General features: G+C 46.0%; 12 protein-coding genes. 9 read left to right on the top strand and 3 right to left on the bottom strand.

Translation table 11 applies throughout. The annotated features are described in order from the left end of the window. Nucleotides 1-38: 38 nt before the first annotated feature. The 3 genes from EGI32_RS01590 to EGI32_RS01580 are packed head-to-tail and all read left to right on the top strand — an operon-like array spanning nt 39 to nt 5,498. A complete protein-coding gene (locus tag EGI32_RS01590; protein WP_255153605.1) occupies nt 39-965 on the top strand; it encodes a TlpA disulfide reductase family protein in 927 nt (308 codons plus the stop codon). A gap of 7 nt (nt 966-972) precedes the next feature. After that, nucleotides 973-4,122, top strand: a complete 3,150-nt coding sequence (locus tag EGI32_RS01585; protein WP_255153604.1) for a SusC/RagA family TonB-linked outer membrane protein — start codon at nt 973-975, stop codon at nt 4,120-4,122. Nucleotides 4,123-4,142: 20 nt separating this feature from the next. Beyond that, nucleotides 4,143-5,498 carry a RagB/SusD family nutrient uptake outer membrane protein gene (locus EGI32_RS01580; RefSeq protein WP_255153603.1) on the top strand — a complete coding sequence of 452 codons (1,356 nt, stop codon included), beginning with the start codon at nt 4,143-4,145 and terminating at the stop codon, nt 5,496-5,498. 59 nt (nt 5,499-5,557) lie between these two features. Here EGI32_RS01580 and EGI32_RS01575 read toward each other — a convergent pair whose 3' ends face one another. Together EGI32_RS01575 and EGI32_RS01570 are read right to left on the bottom strand one after the other, a co-directional pair. Next, nucleotides 5,558-5,869, bottom strand: a complete 312-nt coding sequence (locus EGI32_RS01575; RefSeq protein ID WP_255153602.1) for a DUF6520 family protein — start codon at nt 5,867-5,869, stop codon at nt 5,558-5,560. Between the two features lie 78 nt (nt 5,870-5,947). Beyond that, a complete protein-coding gene (locus EGI32_RS01570; protein WP_255153601.1) occupies nt 5,948-6,382 on the bottom strand; it encodes a MauE/DoxX family redox-associated membrane protein in 435 nt (144 codons plus the stop codon). A 209-nt stretch (nt 6,383-6,591) separates the two neighbouring features. Between EGI32_RS01570 and EGI32_RS01565 the strand changes: the two genes are divergently transcribed. From EGI32_RS01565 to EGI32_RS01545, 5 genes are all read left to right on the top strand, one after another. Further along, the gene (locus EGI32_RS01565) at nt 6,592-6,876 is read left to right on the top strand and encodes a hypothetical protein (protein ID WP_255153600.1); all 285 of its coding nucleotides are present in this window, start codon (nt 6,592-6,594) and stop codon (nt 6,874-6,876) included. Between the two features lie 134 nt (nt 6,877-7,010). Further along, nucleotides 7,011-7,274 carry a hypothetical protein gene (locus EGI32_RS01560; protein ID WP_255153599.1) on the top strand — a complete coding sequence of 88 codons (264 nt, stop codon included), beginning with the start codon at nt 7,011-7,013 and terminating at the stop codon, nt 7,272-7,274. Between the two features lie 492 nt (nt 7,275-7,766). Further along, nucleotides 7,767-10,583 carry a PAS domain S-box protein gene (locus EGI32_RS01555; RefSeq protein WP_255153598.1) on the top strand — a complete coding sequence of 939 codons (2,817 nt, stop codon included), beginning with the start codon at nt 7,767-7,769 and terminating at the stop codon, nt 10,581-10,583. After that, on the top strand, nt 10,580-11,023 hold the full coding sequence (locus tag EGI32_RS01550; protein WP_255153597.1) for a response regulator: 444 nt from the start codon (nt 10,580-10,582) through the stop codon (nt 11,021-11,023). Before EGI32_RS01555 ends, EGI32_RS01550 begins: the two co-directional genes overlap by 4 nt. Before the next feature lie 9 nt (nt 11,024-11,032). Next, nucleotides 11,033-13,261, top strand: a complete 2,229-nt coding sequence (locus tag EGI32_RS01545; RefSeq protein ID WP_255153596.1) for a PAS domain S-box protein — start codon at nt 11,033-11,035, stop codon at nt 13,259-13,261. Nucleotides 13,262-13,361: 100 nt separating this feature from the next. Here the strand turns inward: EGI32_RS01545 and EGI32_RS01540 are convergent, their stop codons facing one another. Next, the gene (locus tag EGI32_RS01540) at nt 13,362-14,003 is read right to left on the bottom strand and encodes a response regulator transcription factor (protein WP_255153595.1); all 642 of its coding nucleotides are present in this window, start codon (nt 14,001-14,003) and stop codon (nt 13,362-13,364) included. Between the two features lie 521 nt (nt 14,004-14,524). On the opposite strand from EGI32_RS01540, the gene EGI32_RS01535 reads away from it, so the two are divergent. After that, nucleotides 14,525-17,296: PKD domain-containing protein (locus EGI32_RS01535; RefSeq protein WP_255153594.1), on the top strand; the 2,772-nt coding region annotated here is incomplete at its 3' end.

Below are 17,296 nucleotides of genomic sequence, written 5' to 3'. Positions count from 1 at the left end.
AGGTGTTCAAATTTTATTCACTTACAAAAACTACTGCGATGAAACGATTTTTATGGCTGCTGCTACTGCTATGCCCCTATATGAGCATGGCAAGACAAACGCCCGGATTGAAAGTAGGGGACAAGGTTCCCAATGTGGTGCTCAGGAACATCACCAATTATAAAAAAACTACCGCGAAGTTATATGATTTTAAAAGCAGGCTATTGCTGATCGACATGTGGGCCACTACCTGTGCGCCCTGCATCCGTGAGATCAGCATGCTCGATTCGCTGAAGCAATGTTTCCCCGGGCAACTGTCGGTGGTAGCCGTCAATTCGCTGACGGATACAAAAGAAAGACTGGACAAACTCCTGGCCCGCCTTCAGCTAAAGCTTACCATACCCATGGTGTTGGGGAATACGGAATTGCAATCGCTTTTTCCGCACAGTGCTGTGCCGCACTTTGCCTGGGTAGACAGCAATTTCAACGTCATGGCCATTACCGGGGGAAGTTCGGTTACAGCGGAAAGGCTGGCTAACTTTTTACGTTCCGGGCGTATCAGTTTTTCAGAAAAAGATGAACTGGTTCAATTTAATAAGCAGGAACCACTTTTTACAAACGGTAACGGCGGCGATGGCAAGCAACTGATTGCCCGGTCAACATTCAGTAATTATATCTATGGCATTGGTAGCACCAATCAGCGATCCACTGATAGTACAGGTGGCATTACGCGGGTGCTGCTTACCAATAAGTCCGTAGAGGATCTATTGATGCGTGCGTATAATTATGCCCCGGAAACACTACGGTTTAAATGGGAGGGCATACCCATTACCGGTGAGTTTTGTTACGAGCTCATCACCCCGCCCATCACCGAAAAGGAAATGCTTCGTTTGTTCAGGGAAGATATTGCCCGGTATCTGAAACTATCCGCCGAGATCATCAATGATCCTGCGCCAACTTTATTCATTCACCATTTACCAAACTAAACCTGTTATGAAAAAAATATTCGTCTTTTATAGTTTACTGTTGCTCTACGCGGGCAACGCTGCTGCGCAAACCACGCTGTTCAAAGGCCGTGTTACCGGTGTGTCCGGAAACGTATCTGTACAAACTACCACCAACCCAGGCAGCCAGGTGCAGGCCATCGGTGGAAACTTTTCTATCCCGGTAGCAGCCACAGATACGCTGATCATTATCGCACCTGGTTATCAACCCATGCGGATAGCTATAGATGTATCTATACCGCAGCCATTGGTGATAGATATGACAGCCGCGGCCAAAGCATTGGAGGAAGTGATCGTGAATACCGGCTATCAAAAGATCGCCAAAGAAAGGGCTACGGGTTCGTTCACAACCGTCGACAACAAATTGCTCAATCAACAGGTAGGCACTACTGTTCTCAGCCGGCTGGAATCTATCACTAATGGACTGTATGTAGACCGGCAGACTTCAGGCCTTGGCCAGCCACGGTTCATCATCCGTGGCCTAAGCACCATCAACGGTCCGGCATCGCCGCTCATCGTGCTCGACGATTTTCCGTACGAAGGCGATCTCAATAATATCAATCCGAATGATGTGGAAAGTATCACCGTGCTAAAAGATGCCGCGGCCGCTTCTATATGGGGTACGCGGGCAGGCAATGGCGTGATAGTGATCACCACTAAGAGGGGCCGGTATAACCAGCCGATGAGAACAGAGTTTACCAGCAATATGAGCATCGCCGATAAACCAAAGCTTCGCAGCATCAGCAATATCAGCTCCGGCGATTTCATCGGTGTAGAAAAGTTTTTGTACGACAATGGTTATTACCAGGCACAGCTTACGGGCTCACCGTGGAAAGCCGTATCGCCGGTGATAGAGTTATTGAATTTGCGTGACCAGGGAAAAATTTCTGCGGCCGAAGCCGACAACCGTATCCATGCCCTCGCGGCCAATAACCTTACGGATGAGTACATGAATTATGTGTACGAAAAAGGCGTCAACCTTCAGCAGGCGATCTCGCTCAGTGGCGGTACCAAAAATATGCAATGGATCATAGGAGGTGGCTGGGATCACAATGCCGATCAGCTTTCGGCAAAGTACGACCGGTATAATTTCAAGACCGCACAAACCTTTAAACTCACTTCGCGGCTCGATCTTAACACCAGTATCGACTATACGCAAAGCCGGTCAGCGGCGGGAAAAAGGGGCATCAGCTTTTCTACCAATACAGGTAGCCTGCCGGTATATACGAGGTTGAAAGATGATAACGGTAACGCACTTCCTGTGAATATCGATTACCTGCAGAGTTATGCCGACTCGGCGGGTGAAGGCAAACTGCTCGACTGGAGTTACTATCCGCTCACCGATGCAGATAACATCGAGGATGTAGTAAAGGAGCAGGCCATTCTTGCCAACCTGGCCCTTACTTACAAACCGATGAAAGGATTAAGCCTGAGCGCACAATATCAATATGGGCGACAGGTAACCACCGGAAGCAGGCTTGCCGGTGAAGGCAGTTACGAAGCCCGAAACTATATCAATAAGTTTTCGGAGTTGGATAGCGATGGCAATATTCAATACAATCTTCCGCGGGGTGGGATCTTCAGCAGTAGTAATGCCACACTGGAAACACAAAATTTCAGGGGACAGGTGAATTATTCCCGCAGATGGGCGGCGCATGAAGTAAACGTGCTGGCCGGTGGGGAATGGCGGACGAGGCAGTACAACACGGGTTCCCAATTCACGGTAGGGTACAATCCCGACCTGCTGGGCCCCATGCCCGCGCTGGATTATGTACATCCTTATCCTAATTTCCTTACGGGTGCCGGCGAATACCTGCCCGGTGGTGGCAGCTTCGGCGCTACGGTAAATAATTATGTATCGTTTTTTAGTAACGCCGCTTATACTTTCCGGAGGAAATATACCATCTCAGCGAGTGCCCGCCGCGATGCTTCTAATTTATTTGGCGCCACCAGGAACAACCGCTGGACGCCCTTATGGTCCGCCGGACTGGCATGGGATATCAGCAACGAATATTTTTATAAACTCAACTGGTTACCCCGGTTGAAAATAAGGACAACGTATGGTATCAGCGGAAATGCCGATCCGGCAAGGGCTGCCGTAACCACCCTTCGTTTGCAGGCCCCTTCGCCTTTCACGCAGCAACCTTCTTCGCAGATCGTACAGTTTGAAAACAAAAGCCTGGGTTGGGAAAGAGTGGCCATGACCAATCTTGCTGTGGATTTCGCCAGCCGCAACGACCGAATAAGCGGCTCGGTAGAATATTATCATAAAAAAGCTACCAACCTTTTTGGTTATGCCCAGGTGGACTACACCAGTGTGCCCATTGATGGGCTCACGAAAAATGTAGCGACGATTACCGGCCGCGGTGTTGACATCGATCTGCAAACCCGCAATATCACCGGGAAGGTCAGCTGGTCGTCTCAACTCAATATTAACTTCAATAAAGACAAGGTGAAAAAATATTACCTGTTCGACAAAACCAGTTCGGCCTTTGTAGGCGGTAGCGCACAGGTAAGCGCCATCGAAGGGTCGCCGGTATATGGACTGTATACGTATCAATGGGGCGGCCTCGATCCACTCAATGGCGATCCGCAGGGATACCTTGGAGGAGTGCTGAGCAAGGACTATAATGAACTGGCGGGAACCGGCACGAAGCTGGAAGAGCTGCATTATTCAGGGCCTACTTTGCCAACTTCAACATGGTCGATGGGCAATACTGTATCTTACAAAAGGCTGTCTGTAACGGTACGCATTACCGGGAAATTCGGTCATTATTTCCAAAGGCCCTCCATCAACTATAGTCAGCTCTACAAGAGCAGGACGGGCCATGCGGATTTTGCCAACCGCTGGCAAAACCCCGGCGATGAATTGTATACGCAGGTGCCTTCCATGCGTTACCCCATCGACGAGGCCAGGTCTTACTTTTATGCCAACTCCAGCATACTGGCTACAAAGGCCGATCATATCAGGCTGCAATATATCACCCTGCAATACCAGCTTAATAAAGTACAGTGTTACATCAATGCCAATAACCTGGGTTTACTCTGGAAAGCCAACAGTTTTGGTATAGATCCCGAATACAACAACACGTATCCTGCAGCCACTAATATCGCCGTAGGAATCAAAGCAATTTTTTAATCAATGAAAAAATTTACAAGATGAAACAGCTCTTTTTTGTGATAACCGTGGGGATGCTACTGCTCTCCTGCGAAAAACAACTGGAAGAAAAACCGGACAAATCATTATCTACTCCACAATCGCTCAGTAGCATCCAATCCATGCTCGATTATTATGTGTATACAGGATATGACAATGGTGCTGATGAAGCCAGTGCCGATAATTATTTTGTACGGGATGCCACTTACAACGGGTGGCTCACCGATGCGCAACGTGGAGTATATAGCTGGGGTACCGTCAATATTTTTTTAAATACTTATCAAAGCGAATGGGGCAGGCCTTATGGCAATATATACTACTCCAATGTGGCGTTACAGTCGTTGCAGGATATCCCGAAAACTCCAGACAATGTCATTGAATGGAACGATATTGCCGGGCAGGCACTTTTCAAGCGGGGGGCTTCCTTTTTTCGTATCGCCAATCTTTTTGCCCTGCCTTACGATGCAGCTACATCGGATGCTACGATGGGCATACCGCTGCGCCTTACGCCCGATTTCAACGAACGTTCGGTGAGGGCCAGTCTTACCGAAACTTACCGGCAGGTCATCAGCGATCTTCAGGCATCCGTCCCCTTGTTGAAAGTCTTTGTGATGCATCCTGCCCGCCCGAGCAAGCCTGCAGCGTATGGGCTGCTGAGCAGGATCTATCTTAGTATGCGCAACTATACCGCGGCCAAATTGTATGCCGATTCCGCCCTGGCCATCCGCAGCCAGTTGATGAATTACAACAGCATTCCTGTGTCGGCCAGCACGGCTTATACTTTTAGCAATTCCAATCCCGAATCTATCTACATGTCGCTGGTCAGCAACGGGCAGATCCTGATCACCACGGCACGGATCGATACGGTGTTGTATGCCAGCTATCACGCGGATGATCTTCGCAAAACACGTTTCTTCCGGTTGAGGCCCGATGGATATTACAGCTTCCGCGGAAGTTATGCCAGTTCGGATGGGCTGTATGGCGGCGTTGCCACCGACGAGTTGTACATCACCCGTGCCGAATGCCTTGCTCGGGCAGGAGAAAAAGATGCCGCATTAAACGACCTCAATACGCTGCTGGTGACCCGGTACAAAACCGGTACCTATGTTCCTATCACTGCTACCGATGCAGCCGATGCGTTAGCTAAGATATTGGTGGAAAGAAGGAAAGAGCTGGTCTACCGGTTTACACGATGGATGGATATCCGACGGTTGAACCTGGAAGGGGCCGGGATCACGCCAAAGCGTTATATCAACGGGCAGTTTTTCGAGTTGCCTCCCAACAGCCCTAAATATGCAAGGCCGATCCCCGGTGATGTGATCGCATTGAGCGGGATGCCGCAAAACCCTCAACAATAACTGGTAACGTTCATAAAAAAAGGCTACCGTGCGGTAGCCTTTTTCTCTTAAGCACCTCCTTATTGCCTGGTTTCATTAGCGTCCAGTTTGGCCGCATTTACAGAAGTGTAGCCTGCAATATGCGTGTCGAAGTCGGCACGTACATTACTGGTAAACACTTTTTTGCAGGGCAGGTTTCCGGCTTCACCGCATTCTTCGGCTTCTTCGATCCACATGGAAGGGTTCTTTACGTCAGCCAGTGAATTGCCACCGATGAAATAATACGTCTTGCTGAATTTTTCGGTATCAGCAGGTTTGGTGTTGAACGCGAATGCACTGGTGATGGCGATTACAAATGCCAGCAGGAATGCAGGGAATTTTAAAGTTTTCATGATAATTAATTTTTGAAAATTAGAAAATGGATGTCGGTCAGTCTTTCTTGCGAAAGTGGTTTGATGAATAAATGATGCTTACTCTATATGGGTTTTCAGCTTACTCCCCTTATACATGTATGCCGTGTTGCCCGCAAGGGCAATGATATTGAGCGCCAGGAAAAGGATGTTGAAATACAGGTGCTGCTGCCAGCTCATGGCTGCTATTACCCCTCCGCAGGAGCAGGGCAGTGAAGTGCCCGAAAGTACGGTGGCCACATATGCTACAAAGCTGCACATCAGTACCAGGCTGCACCACAGGCCGGCGGTGCGGGTAAAACGGATACATAGCAATAGCGCCGTTATCAGTTCCACCAATGGTATCAGCCAACCGGTGAGCCGCACATATCCATCAAAGAAATGAACCCTGCTCAGCTGGTAAATAAATTTATCGTGCCCTGCCAATTTGGAGGCGCCGGTGTAGGCAAAAAGTAAAATGAGCAGAAAGACTATTATGTTGCAGGCAATTTTCATTCGACAGATTTTCAACACGAATGTATTGGCCTGTAAGGCCGAAAGAGCGTTTAAATAAACAGGATCTGGTGTGGAGTTGTGCAAAATGATGCCGATGGACCGGCTGCCTGCTTCAGCCCGGTTGATGAACCTGACCAGATTTTGACTATTATCAAAAGTCCAGCATGGTATTGGCGGCTATATTTGCAGCCCTAAAATTTCAACCAGCAATGCCCTTCAGAACTTTCGTTGCCACTATCGTATTGAAAGATGGCAAGATCATTCAATCAGATCTGTCCGACCCGGATAAACTGTATCCAAAAACTTTTTTAAAATATTTCAAACAGCTCATCGAAAAGCTGGTTACAGATGAATGCCAGTCCGGTAGCCTCGGTATTACTTCAAAAGGGGATAAGATGCTCATCGTTACTTCCGGCGATCTTAAAAAATCCAGGAAGCTTATCGTGGAAAAGATCTCTGAGATATTTGACGTGGATATCAGGGAAAATGAGTGATGTTATTGGCGTGCAGTTGATAGTTGTTTGAAGTTACCTGGCATTTTCATTTCTTACCATATATTCACAGCAATCCCCATGGTCCGGTCAGTGGTAAATTTTGTGGCACATGCATTGTAGCATATTAAAAAAATATGAGCAATCATCAACAGTATACCACTCCTGACAATAACGATCATGCGGTTCCGCAAAAACCTGCTGCCAATACACACGATCCCGAAAACGGGGGAGTGGGTAACCCACTTCATTCTACGCAGGCTACTAACGGGGGCGATATCAATAAACCGGGCAGTATTGATCCTGCGGTATTGAATAGTGTAAAGGGAAGTGATGCTGCCACACCAGGCACTTCCATCACCCATCCACTACCTGGCGCAGGCGAAGACACAGATGAGTGAACTGTCCGACGCCTGGCAGGATAAGTTAAAGGAGTAACCGGAGCTACCTGTGTCGGCAGAGAAGTACAACTGCAGGATAGCCTGATCCGTATAGGTTATAATGGAAAGATATAATTTCGCTTTACCGCAATTTAATGCAAACTTGTGTGTAATTCGTCGCAACACACTTCCCCAGATTAAACAAATCTTACACGATCTTCAATTATCTGCTCTGTTTCTTCGTTGAAGCAAAGGGCGTTTGCGCCGTGGCTTCATGTAAAAATTTCCAGCAAAGTGGTTCGCCCGTGATTTAAAATTGCAGGAAATATTTTGCAGTCTAGTGTTTTATCGCAATATTGTGTAATACTTGTCTGCATTTATCAACAGGTCAATAAATCCGTACTCATCTACACCTGCAAAATATTTGCTGCTTTGCCACAAACAATTGCTTTTGGCAGCCTGAACTATACGGTATTATCATTACATTATAAAATTATGTAGTCCGTTGTGGGCATGAATAAAAATAAACTGATATATGCTGTTCTTGTGTTGCTGTTTTTGTCCATAGCGGTATTCTCGTACAGGGCATATCAGGAAGTACTGAAATATGCCGGACTAGCCAACCGCCACAACAGTGTACTCAGCGCTTTTCTGAATCTTTCGCGGGACGTTAACAATGCAGCAGTACTCGACCCGAGGCTGGTGGAGATCAGCAGGGGTGAGGACAAGGCAAAAATGTTTTATACCGACAGTCTGGCGATATTTCAGCAATTAGATGTGCTGCAAACCATTGTCAGGGATACTGAAAATATGCGTACTGCAGGCATTTTAATTCCCCTTGTCAGGCGCGAGTTTGCCTGGATCTACAGCAGCAATGTACCCGATTCTATCCGATTGCGTAAGTCGGCGGTGCATCTGGCAAATTACAGGTCAATCGATTCATTGATCAGCAGTGGAACATCCCGTACAAAGTTGTTGATAGAGTTACGAAAGACGCAGTTTAACACGGAGATAAAAAAATTAAGCAGGTGGGTATTGTTCTTCCTGGCAGGCTCAGGGATGCTGCTCTTATTCACAACTTTCCGGTTATTGCGCCAGAAAAAGCAACGTTTATTGAAAGAAAAAGAATTGGCCAATGTTTTTCACCGCATCACGGATTCGGTGGTATCGGTAGATAATCAATGGCGTTATACTTTTTTAAATGACGCAGCACTCTCTACCCATCCCTTATCACTGGAGCAAACCCTTGGGCTGGTGATGTGGGATGTACACCCCGCCATGCATGGAACCATCTTCTACGACAAATTCCATGAGGCCATGTCCAGTGGTAAAGTACAGGAAGTAGAAGGTTACTATGAGCCTATGGATACATGGTTTTCGGTGAAGGTTTATCCCTCTGATGATGGCCTTACCATTTTTTATAAGAACATTACAGGGGTGAAGCGAGCGGAATTACAACTGTCGAAAAGCCTCAAGGAAGTGTCGGATTATAAATATGCCCTCGATGAATCCTCTATTATGGCGATAACCGATGCTGCCGGGCTGATTGAATATGTAAATGATAATTTTTGTAAGATATCGGGCTTTAGCAGGGAAGAACTGATAGGCCGGGACCACAGTATCCTCAGTTCCGGGTACCATTCCAAAAAGTTTATCAGTGCTATCTGGAATACTATCGCTACAGGTAAAGTATGGAAAGGTGAATTGAAGAATAAGGCAAAAGACGGTACTGTTTTTTGGGTCGATACCAGTATCGTTCCTTTTTTGAACGATGCCGGGAAGCCATACCAGTACGTTGCCATAAATTCCGACATAACCGAACGTAAAAAAATTGGCGAACAGCAGGAACTTTCTGCTTCCATTATCAATTCTTCAGATGATGCCATTATCAGTAAGACCCTGGATGGGATCATCACCAGTTGGAACAAGGGCGCGGAAAAAATATTTAAATACAAAAGTTCGGAAATCATCGGGCAAAATATTTTGAAACTCGTACCCCCGGGATTTGAAGAGGAGGAAGCCGTTATTGTAGGCAGGATAAGGGGCGGGAGCATTATTGATCATTATGAAACAAAACGGCTTTGTAAAGATGGACAGCTCATAGATGTGTCGCTGACCATATCGCCGATTAAAAACCAGGCAGGCCAAATTTCGGGTGCGTCCAAGATCTGCCGGAATATAACCTTGCAGAAAGATGCCGAGCGGAAACTGGTACAGAGTGAAAAAATCTACAAAACCATTGCCTCCAGTATCCCGGGATCGGTGATCTGTTTGCTCGATACCAATTTTAATTATCAGCTCATCGAAGGGGATATGATGGAAAAACTGGGGTTCTCAAAAGAACAACTGCTGGGTAAGAATATCTATCAATCACTTCCGGCCTATATAGCCGACCCGCTAGCCGGGCATTTTCAGAAAGTCCTCGAGGGCCAAACTGTAACTGTTGAATCCAGCAGGCAGGGATATGATGTGATTTCGCGTTACATTCCTCTCAAAAACGAGCAGGATGCCGTAAATGCAATAATGACCGTAACTATTGATGTTACCCCGCTCAAAGCTGCACACCGCAATATCTCAGAACTGAACCATGTATTGGAAAAAAGGATCGAAGAGCGCACGGTGGAGTTGAAAAAAAGTAATGAGGAACTGGAAGCATTTTCTTATTCTGTATCGCATGACCTGAGGGCCCCGCTGCGGGCAGTGTATGGATATGCCAACATACTGGAAGAGGATTACCAGGACAAACTCGATGAGGAAGGAAAACGGTTACTGCATGAAGTGCAGGGAAATGCCAGAAAGATGGGCATGCTGATCGATGATCTGTTGTCTTTTTCCCGCCTTGGCCGCAAAAAGGTGGAAAAGTCCTGGATCGATATGAATGTACTGGTAGCAGATGTGGTGCAGGACATCCTACAACACTCCGGGTTCAAAGCCGCAATAAATCTGGCAGATTTATTGCCGGTTAAGGGAGACCGGGGGTTGATGCAACAGGTAATGTTCAACCTGCTGTCTAACGCGTTCAAATATTCCTCCAAACGGGAAAAGTCCGTGATCTCGGTGATGAGCAGGGTCGAAAAAAACAACATTGTTTATTCGGTCACTGATAACGGGGCGGGGTTTGACATGAAATATGTACATAAACTTTTTGGCGTTTTTCAACGCCTGCATTCGGAAGAAGATTTTACAGGCACGGGTGTAGGGCTGGCAATCGTAAAACGAATCATACAAAAACACAGGGGCGAAGTGTGGGCGGAAAGCGAAGAAGGTGTACGCACTACCTTTTACTTCAGCTTGCCGCAATATCCGCCCTTAAAATCATCAACACCATGACAACTCCGGAAATTGAATTATTACTCGTGGAAGACAGCCGCAATGATGCAGAACTCACCATCCGTGCGCTCCAAAAAAATAAGATCGTCAATAATATCCTGCATCTGCGGGATGGAGCAGCAGCATTGGATTTTTTATTCGGTACCGGCGAATTTTCGGAGCGGAACATCCGGCAAATACCCCGCGTAGTGTTGCTGGATCTGAAGATGCCAAAAGTTGACGGCCTGGAAGTGCTGCGGCAAATTAAGTCCAATGCGTTAACCAAAAACATCCCGGTGGTAGTGCTTACTTCGTCGAAGGAAGATCCTGATATAAAAATGGCTTATGAGCTGGGCGCCAACAGTTATATCGTAAAGCCAGTTGATTTTGAAGGGTTCAGCAAGGCAGTCGGCGAACTTGGGTTATACTGGATGATATTGAACCAAAGGCCCCAAAAATAATTTACCTCTATGAAACACACCATCAAAATACTTCATTTGGAAGATACCCGTTTCGATGTGGAAATGGTAGAACGGGAACTGCAGAAAGCTGCATTGTCATTTGAAATGAAGGTGGCAGATAATAAACGGGATTTTGAATTGGCGATCCTTGATTTTCAACCCGACATTGTATTGTCAGATCATTCACTGGCTTCGTTCGATTCGGTGGGTGCATTGGAATTGCTCCGGAGCATTTCCGCAGATATCCCTTTTATCCTTGTAACGTCTACCGTGTCGGAAGAGTTTGCTGCTGATATCATCAAACTTGGTGCGGCCGATTATATCCTGAAAGACCGGCTTACACGGCTTCCCGCTGCAATAATAGCGGCATTGAAAAGCCAGGCGGCGCAAATAGATAAGAGAAATGCGGAGCAGCAGATAGAAATTTCAGAGAATAACCTGCGGACAATTTTTGAGAATGCATCGGAGGGGTTTTTACTCACTGACAGGGAGGGTATGGTAAGGGCTTTCAATAATAAAGCCGAAGGTTATGCTTTTTTTATCAGGGAGAAAAAAATAAAGGTTGGCGATCCTGTACTTGATTTTGTAGCCAAGCCCAGGAAAAACTTTTTTAGGAAGATCATGTCGCGGGTACTTTCCGGCGAAGAGGTATCGTATGAGTCCCTCTATGAACACCCCCGGGAAGACAACAGGTGGATCGACCTCTCTATAACACCGGTAAGGGAAGGGGGGGAAATACGCGGGTTATGTATCACCGGAAGGGATATCACCGAAAAGAAGAAGGCACAACAGGAACGGGAATTTGCACACAGCAACCTCCACGCATTGATCAATAATACAAGGGACCTCATCTGGAGTATCGACCATGATTTCAACCTTATTACTTCCAATGAACCATTCAACAGGATGTTTGAACAGGCGAGTGGTAAACGTCCCGTGCCGGGTGACCCTGTGTTGGTTGAACTGTTTGATACCAAACAGCAGGAATTATATACACGGTTTTATTCCCGGGCACTGCTGGGAGAAACTTTTACCGGCATAGATGATACGGTAGAGGGTACCTGGTCGGAGATATCGTTCTATCCCATCTTTGAAAAAGCAAGTATCGTAGGTACAGCCTGCTTCTTACGAAATATAACCGATAGTGTGTTGGCACAACTCACTATCCGGCAAAGCCATGAAGAGAACCTTTTACTGGCTTCAAGGCTGTCTGCCATCATCAATACACTGCCCGCTAATATTGCGTTACTCGACCAGGAAGGAAGCATCATGGCGATAAATGATTCGTGGAAAAACTTCGGCGACTCCAGTTGTTTCACCGGTGAAGAATATGGGATCGGGGAAAATTACGTGGCCATGGCTGAAAATGCCGGAAGACAGGATATTGCCGACGGCAAAAAACTGGCCGCCGGGATTACCGGGATACTACACAATTTACTCGATGAATTTGTGTTTGAATATGCCTGTGATGCACGTGGTTCCCAAAGATGGTTCCGTATGATGGTTACCCCGCTGAAACACAAAGAATTTTCGGGAGCAGTAGTGATGCACCTGGATATTTCGGAAATTAAACGGCTTGAAGAAGAAAGGCTTGCCGGCAAACTAAATGAACAAAAGAAAATAACACTGGCTACGCTGCTCGGGCAAGAGAAGGAACGGAACCGCATCGGTCGCGAGCTCCACGACAATATCAACCAGATACTTGCCGGAACGAAATTGTACCTGAGTTCCGCAGCCAACAAAAATGCTGAAGTTAAAGAGCTCATCAGGTACCCGTTGGAATTAATTGACAGTTCGATTGAAGAAATCAGGATATTGTGTAAAAACCTTGTTACCCCCCTGAAAAATATCGATCTCCGGTTAATGATCGACGACCTGCTTCAAAAATTTGACCTTCCTGGCATTAAGAAAGAGTTTAGGTATCACGTCGAGGAGAATATTTCCGACGACCTTAAGATCAATATCTACAGGATAGTACAGGAACAACTGAATAATATTTTTAAATATGCCGAAGCCTCGATCATACACGTGGCAATAAGATCCTCAGGCGGCGAACTTTTAATTTCCATAACCGACGATGGGAGGGGGTTTGATGTGGATCAAAAAAGACATGGGATAGGTTTATCTAATATGATCAACCGGGTAGAATCTTTTTATGGCGATATCTCTATCAAGAGCGAACCGGGTAAAGGGTGCCGGGTCGATATCCTTATACCGATATCCAATGGAATAATATGATGCCTGCCAGGCACAAAATAATACGCATGCCCTTTGCTGAATAGTGCATCTTATAATTAGTTTCAACCCGTTGAAAACAATCATCAGGAAAAGGATCAACTTATATTTTGCTTTCTCCGGGCCTGTGATTAGCGGCGTGTTCTTTTAATTCTAGTAAGCTGGTGATGGCCAGCTTTTCAAATATCCTGAGTTTATGGGTACCTACCGTAGAAGGATGAAGGTTCAATGTTTTGGCGATGTCTTTCAGCGCCTCTCCAGAGAGCAACAATTCCGCTATTTCCAGTTCCCTGGCTGAGAGCTTTTCAAAGCTGTTCAATGGTTTTTGGGAAAACGAAGCGCTCACCAATGTTTCTGCTAAAGATGAACTCATATAGGTACGGCCGGTGAGTACCATATCGATCGCCCGGTGGATCTCCCCGAGCGGTGATTCTTTTGGTAAAAACCCATTCGCGCCTGCCCTGATGAATTGCAGGGCAAATATTTTTTCGGCGCTCATGGAAAACATCAGCACGTTTGTAAGGGGATAATTAAGGTGGATATACTTCATCAGCGCGGGCATATCCGCACCGGGTATCTGGATGTCCATCATCACGAGGTCGTAAGCCCTTTCTTCCAGGAGATCAATGGCCTCCCTGTCGTTGGCAGCTTCGTATACCTCGCAGGACAGATACAATTCTTTCAGCATATTTTTTGTTCCTGAACGTACTATGGTATGGTCATCGATCAATAAAAAGGTCTTCATAAATTTTTAGTAGTTGTATGTTGAAAGGCAATCTAACCAATTAGGTGAAGTTAACATTATTTGGAGGGATGGGATGGTTTACTGTTAATTCATTGGTACGGTCTCAGTTTGCAGATCAACGACTGTTGAATGCTTAACAGGATCACAAAATTATCCGCATATAAATCCCTCCCCCGCTTCATATGCAGGCAAACTATGTGTGATCATGGCAGGTAATGGTAAACGAAGATGTCATGGTAAATGATGGTAGTCTTCTGGTCCGGTTAGTCAGGTACAAAAACGTTTGCTTAAACTTGTACGTTGCGGTTTCTGTCAGCTTCTTTAGTTCGCTAAAAAAATAAACACAGTAATGGCGTGTGCTATCGCGATTATAACGGTGAGGTATTTTAAAAGCCCCGGCGTTGGTTACTGATACCCGTAAGATTTAGATTGAGGAATTTTCATATATTTGGCCTAACCGGTACACGGCTGTAAAGCCGGCGCCGGTTGCCCTTCTAACCAAAACCAACAAATAACTACTCATGTGGAAACTACTTCGCGTGCTGATAGCTGCATTTCTGTTTAGTAATGCGCTCAACGCCCAAACAATAATTACCTATCCGGGTACTTTACCAAGTTTCTGTGCCGGTGGGCAAATCGTGTTAACTGCCAGCAACCCACCTGCCGGTAATTTCCAATGGCAGTTTTCGTCTTCACTGGCAGGGCCATATACCAATACAGGGGGCAATACCAATACTCTTACAGTAAACAATGCAGGATTTTATACCGTTTCGGTGAGCAGTACGCCTGTTACTCACTACGATACGGTCCATGTTATCCAAAATCCAAATCCAATAGCGTCTTTTACTTCATCACCGACGAATCAATGTGGTACAATTCCTGTCCAATTTACGAACACGTCTAGCGGGGCTACTTCATATACCTGGAACTTCGGAGATCCGAACTCGGGAGCGGCGAATTCATCAACAGCGCCTAATCCAATTCACTTTTTTATTGGCACACCCGGAAACGGTCCCCAGAATTTTACCGTTACGCTTACAGCTACTACAGCTGCGAATTGTACGGATATATTTACCGCAATAGTTACTACCCGCCAACTGCCAGATGCCAAACTGAATGGCGATGGATATGGGATTTATGACAACAAAGAATTTTTTAAAAAATGTAGTAACCTTGGTTCTGATGTATTCGACTTTTATAATTTTTCGACTACAAATACAACCAACACTAATTACCAGATTATTTGGGGAGATGGAAGTCCTGATTATAATTCAAACACTTTTCCTCCACCTCCCTTCTCGTTACAACATACATATCCGGTAGGTACAACCGCGATGAAATTTATTGTAACTGGCCAAAACGGTTGCAAGGATACTACCGAATATTTTGTTTTTTTGGGAAGCAATCCGGCAGTGGGGCTTGGCAACCCAGGAAATACCGCAATATGTACCGGAAATGTATTGACATTTCCTATAACCGGTACTGCCACCAATAGTCCAGGCACTGGTTACACAGTGACATTTAATGACAATACTCCACCTTTAACCTATACTCATCCCGCACCCGCGTCTGTTAGCCATACGTTCAATTTGACAAGTTGCGGAGTGACTAGTCAAGGATATCCCAATTCATTTTCTGCATCCATTCAGGCAAGTAATCCTTGTGCTTCATCTACTGCTTCTGTAGTGCCTATTTACGTTTCACAAAAAGCAAGTCCATCGTTCACCATATCTCCGAAGGATACGGTGTGTGTCACTAATAATGTAACTTTTACAAATACTACAGGCTCTAATAGTGATATCAATAATGGAATTTGTACGCCAGGCAAATCAGTTTGGAAAATCACGCCTGTAACAGGCTGGACGGTAGCTTCAGGTACTTTGGGAAATGATTTTGGAGTGGCTAATACCAGCATTTGGATATCCGGTTCTAATGCTTTAATCATAAATTTTAATACGCCCGGTAACTATGAAATAAAGTTATTGACAGGCAATCCGACTTGTGGAAGAGATTCTATTACTAAAACCGTTTGTGTTAGTGCCGCTCCAATTGCAGCATTTAATATTGATCAGAATATTGGTTGTGCCCCTTTAACAGTAAATACAACTAATATTTCTCCGGCTGCATTTTGCGGGGTTAATAAGTATCAGTGGTCTGTTACTTATACTTCTGCGGCAGGATGTACTCCGGCCACATCAGGTTATAATTATCTAAATGGTACGAATGCAAATTCTGTAAATCCTCAATTTCAATTTACAAACCCAGGAACTTATATAGTAGGTTTGATAACAACTACTCCTGGTGGTACTTGTTCTTCAACAATAGTTACACGAACGGTAGTAGTAAAAGACAAGCCAAATGTGACACTCAATCCATTTACTACCATTTGCCAGAATCAATCTATAAACCCGGTTGCAAATGTTAGTTGCTATATAAATGGCGCAACGTCTTACGTGTGGAGTTTTCCCGGAGGTACACCCGCCACCTCCACTGCCGCCAACCCCGGAACTATACTTTACAATACTCCAGGAACGTATACCATTACACTTGCTGTCAGCAATGAATGTGGCACTACTACTGTAACACGCAACCTGGCCGTAAACCCTGTGCCGGTTGTTGCTGTACCAACATCGCCGGCCTTATGCGCCGGCGACCAGGCAGGCCCTTTTACTTTTTCGAGTGTACCTGCAGGCGCATCGTTCACCTGGACAAACAGCAATACCTCTATCGGACTGGCGGCTTCGGGAACGGGAAATATTCCTGCATTCCCGGTAAGTAATGCCGGCAGCACCCCTGTAACCGCCGTGATCACCGTAACCGGATCCAATGGGCTTTGCAGCGCCCAGCAATCATTTAATATCACGGTAAACCCGCGGCCGAATGCCCCGGTTGTTACTGCGCAGGTATCTTATTGCCTCAACGCTACAGCATCGCCTTTAACTGCCACCGCCACAGGCACAAATACCTTACTGTGGTATTCGGTACCTGCAGGGGGAACCGGAAGCACCACGGCGCCTGTTCCGTTAACCACCACCGCAGGCACTACATCTTATTATGTAAGCCAGGTGAATACGGGCACCACCTGCGAAAGTGTAAGATCGAGGATCGATGTCATCATACGTCCCATACCAACCATTGGAACAGTAATACCAGTAAACCCATCCACCTGTGGTTCTGCCAATGGAAGTTTTACCATTACCGGCCTTGCAGCTTCCACTTCGCATACAGTACATTATCTTGCTAACGGTAACCCGCAAACGCAAACAATTAACTCCTCAACTTCCGGAACCATT

It is taken from the genome of Ferruginibacter sp. HRS2-29, from assembly GCF_024343615.1.
Classification (GTDB): Bacteria; Bacteroidota; Bacteroidia; order Chitinophagales; family Chitinophagaceae; genus Ferruginibacter.
The sequence above is the reverse complement of the archived record's forward strand: the minus strand, read 5'-3'. Positions and strand labels throughout refer to the sequence as shown.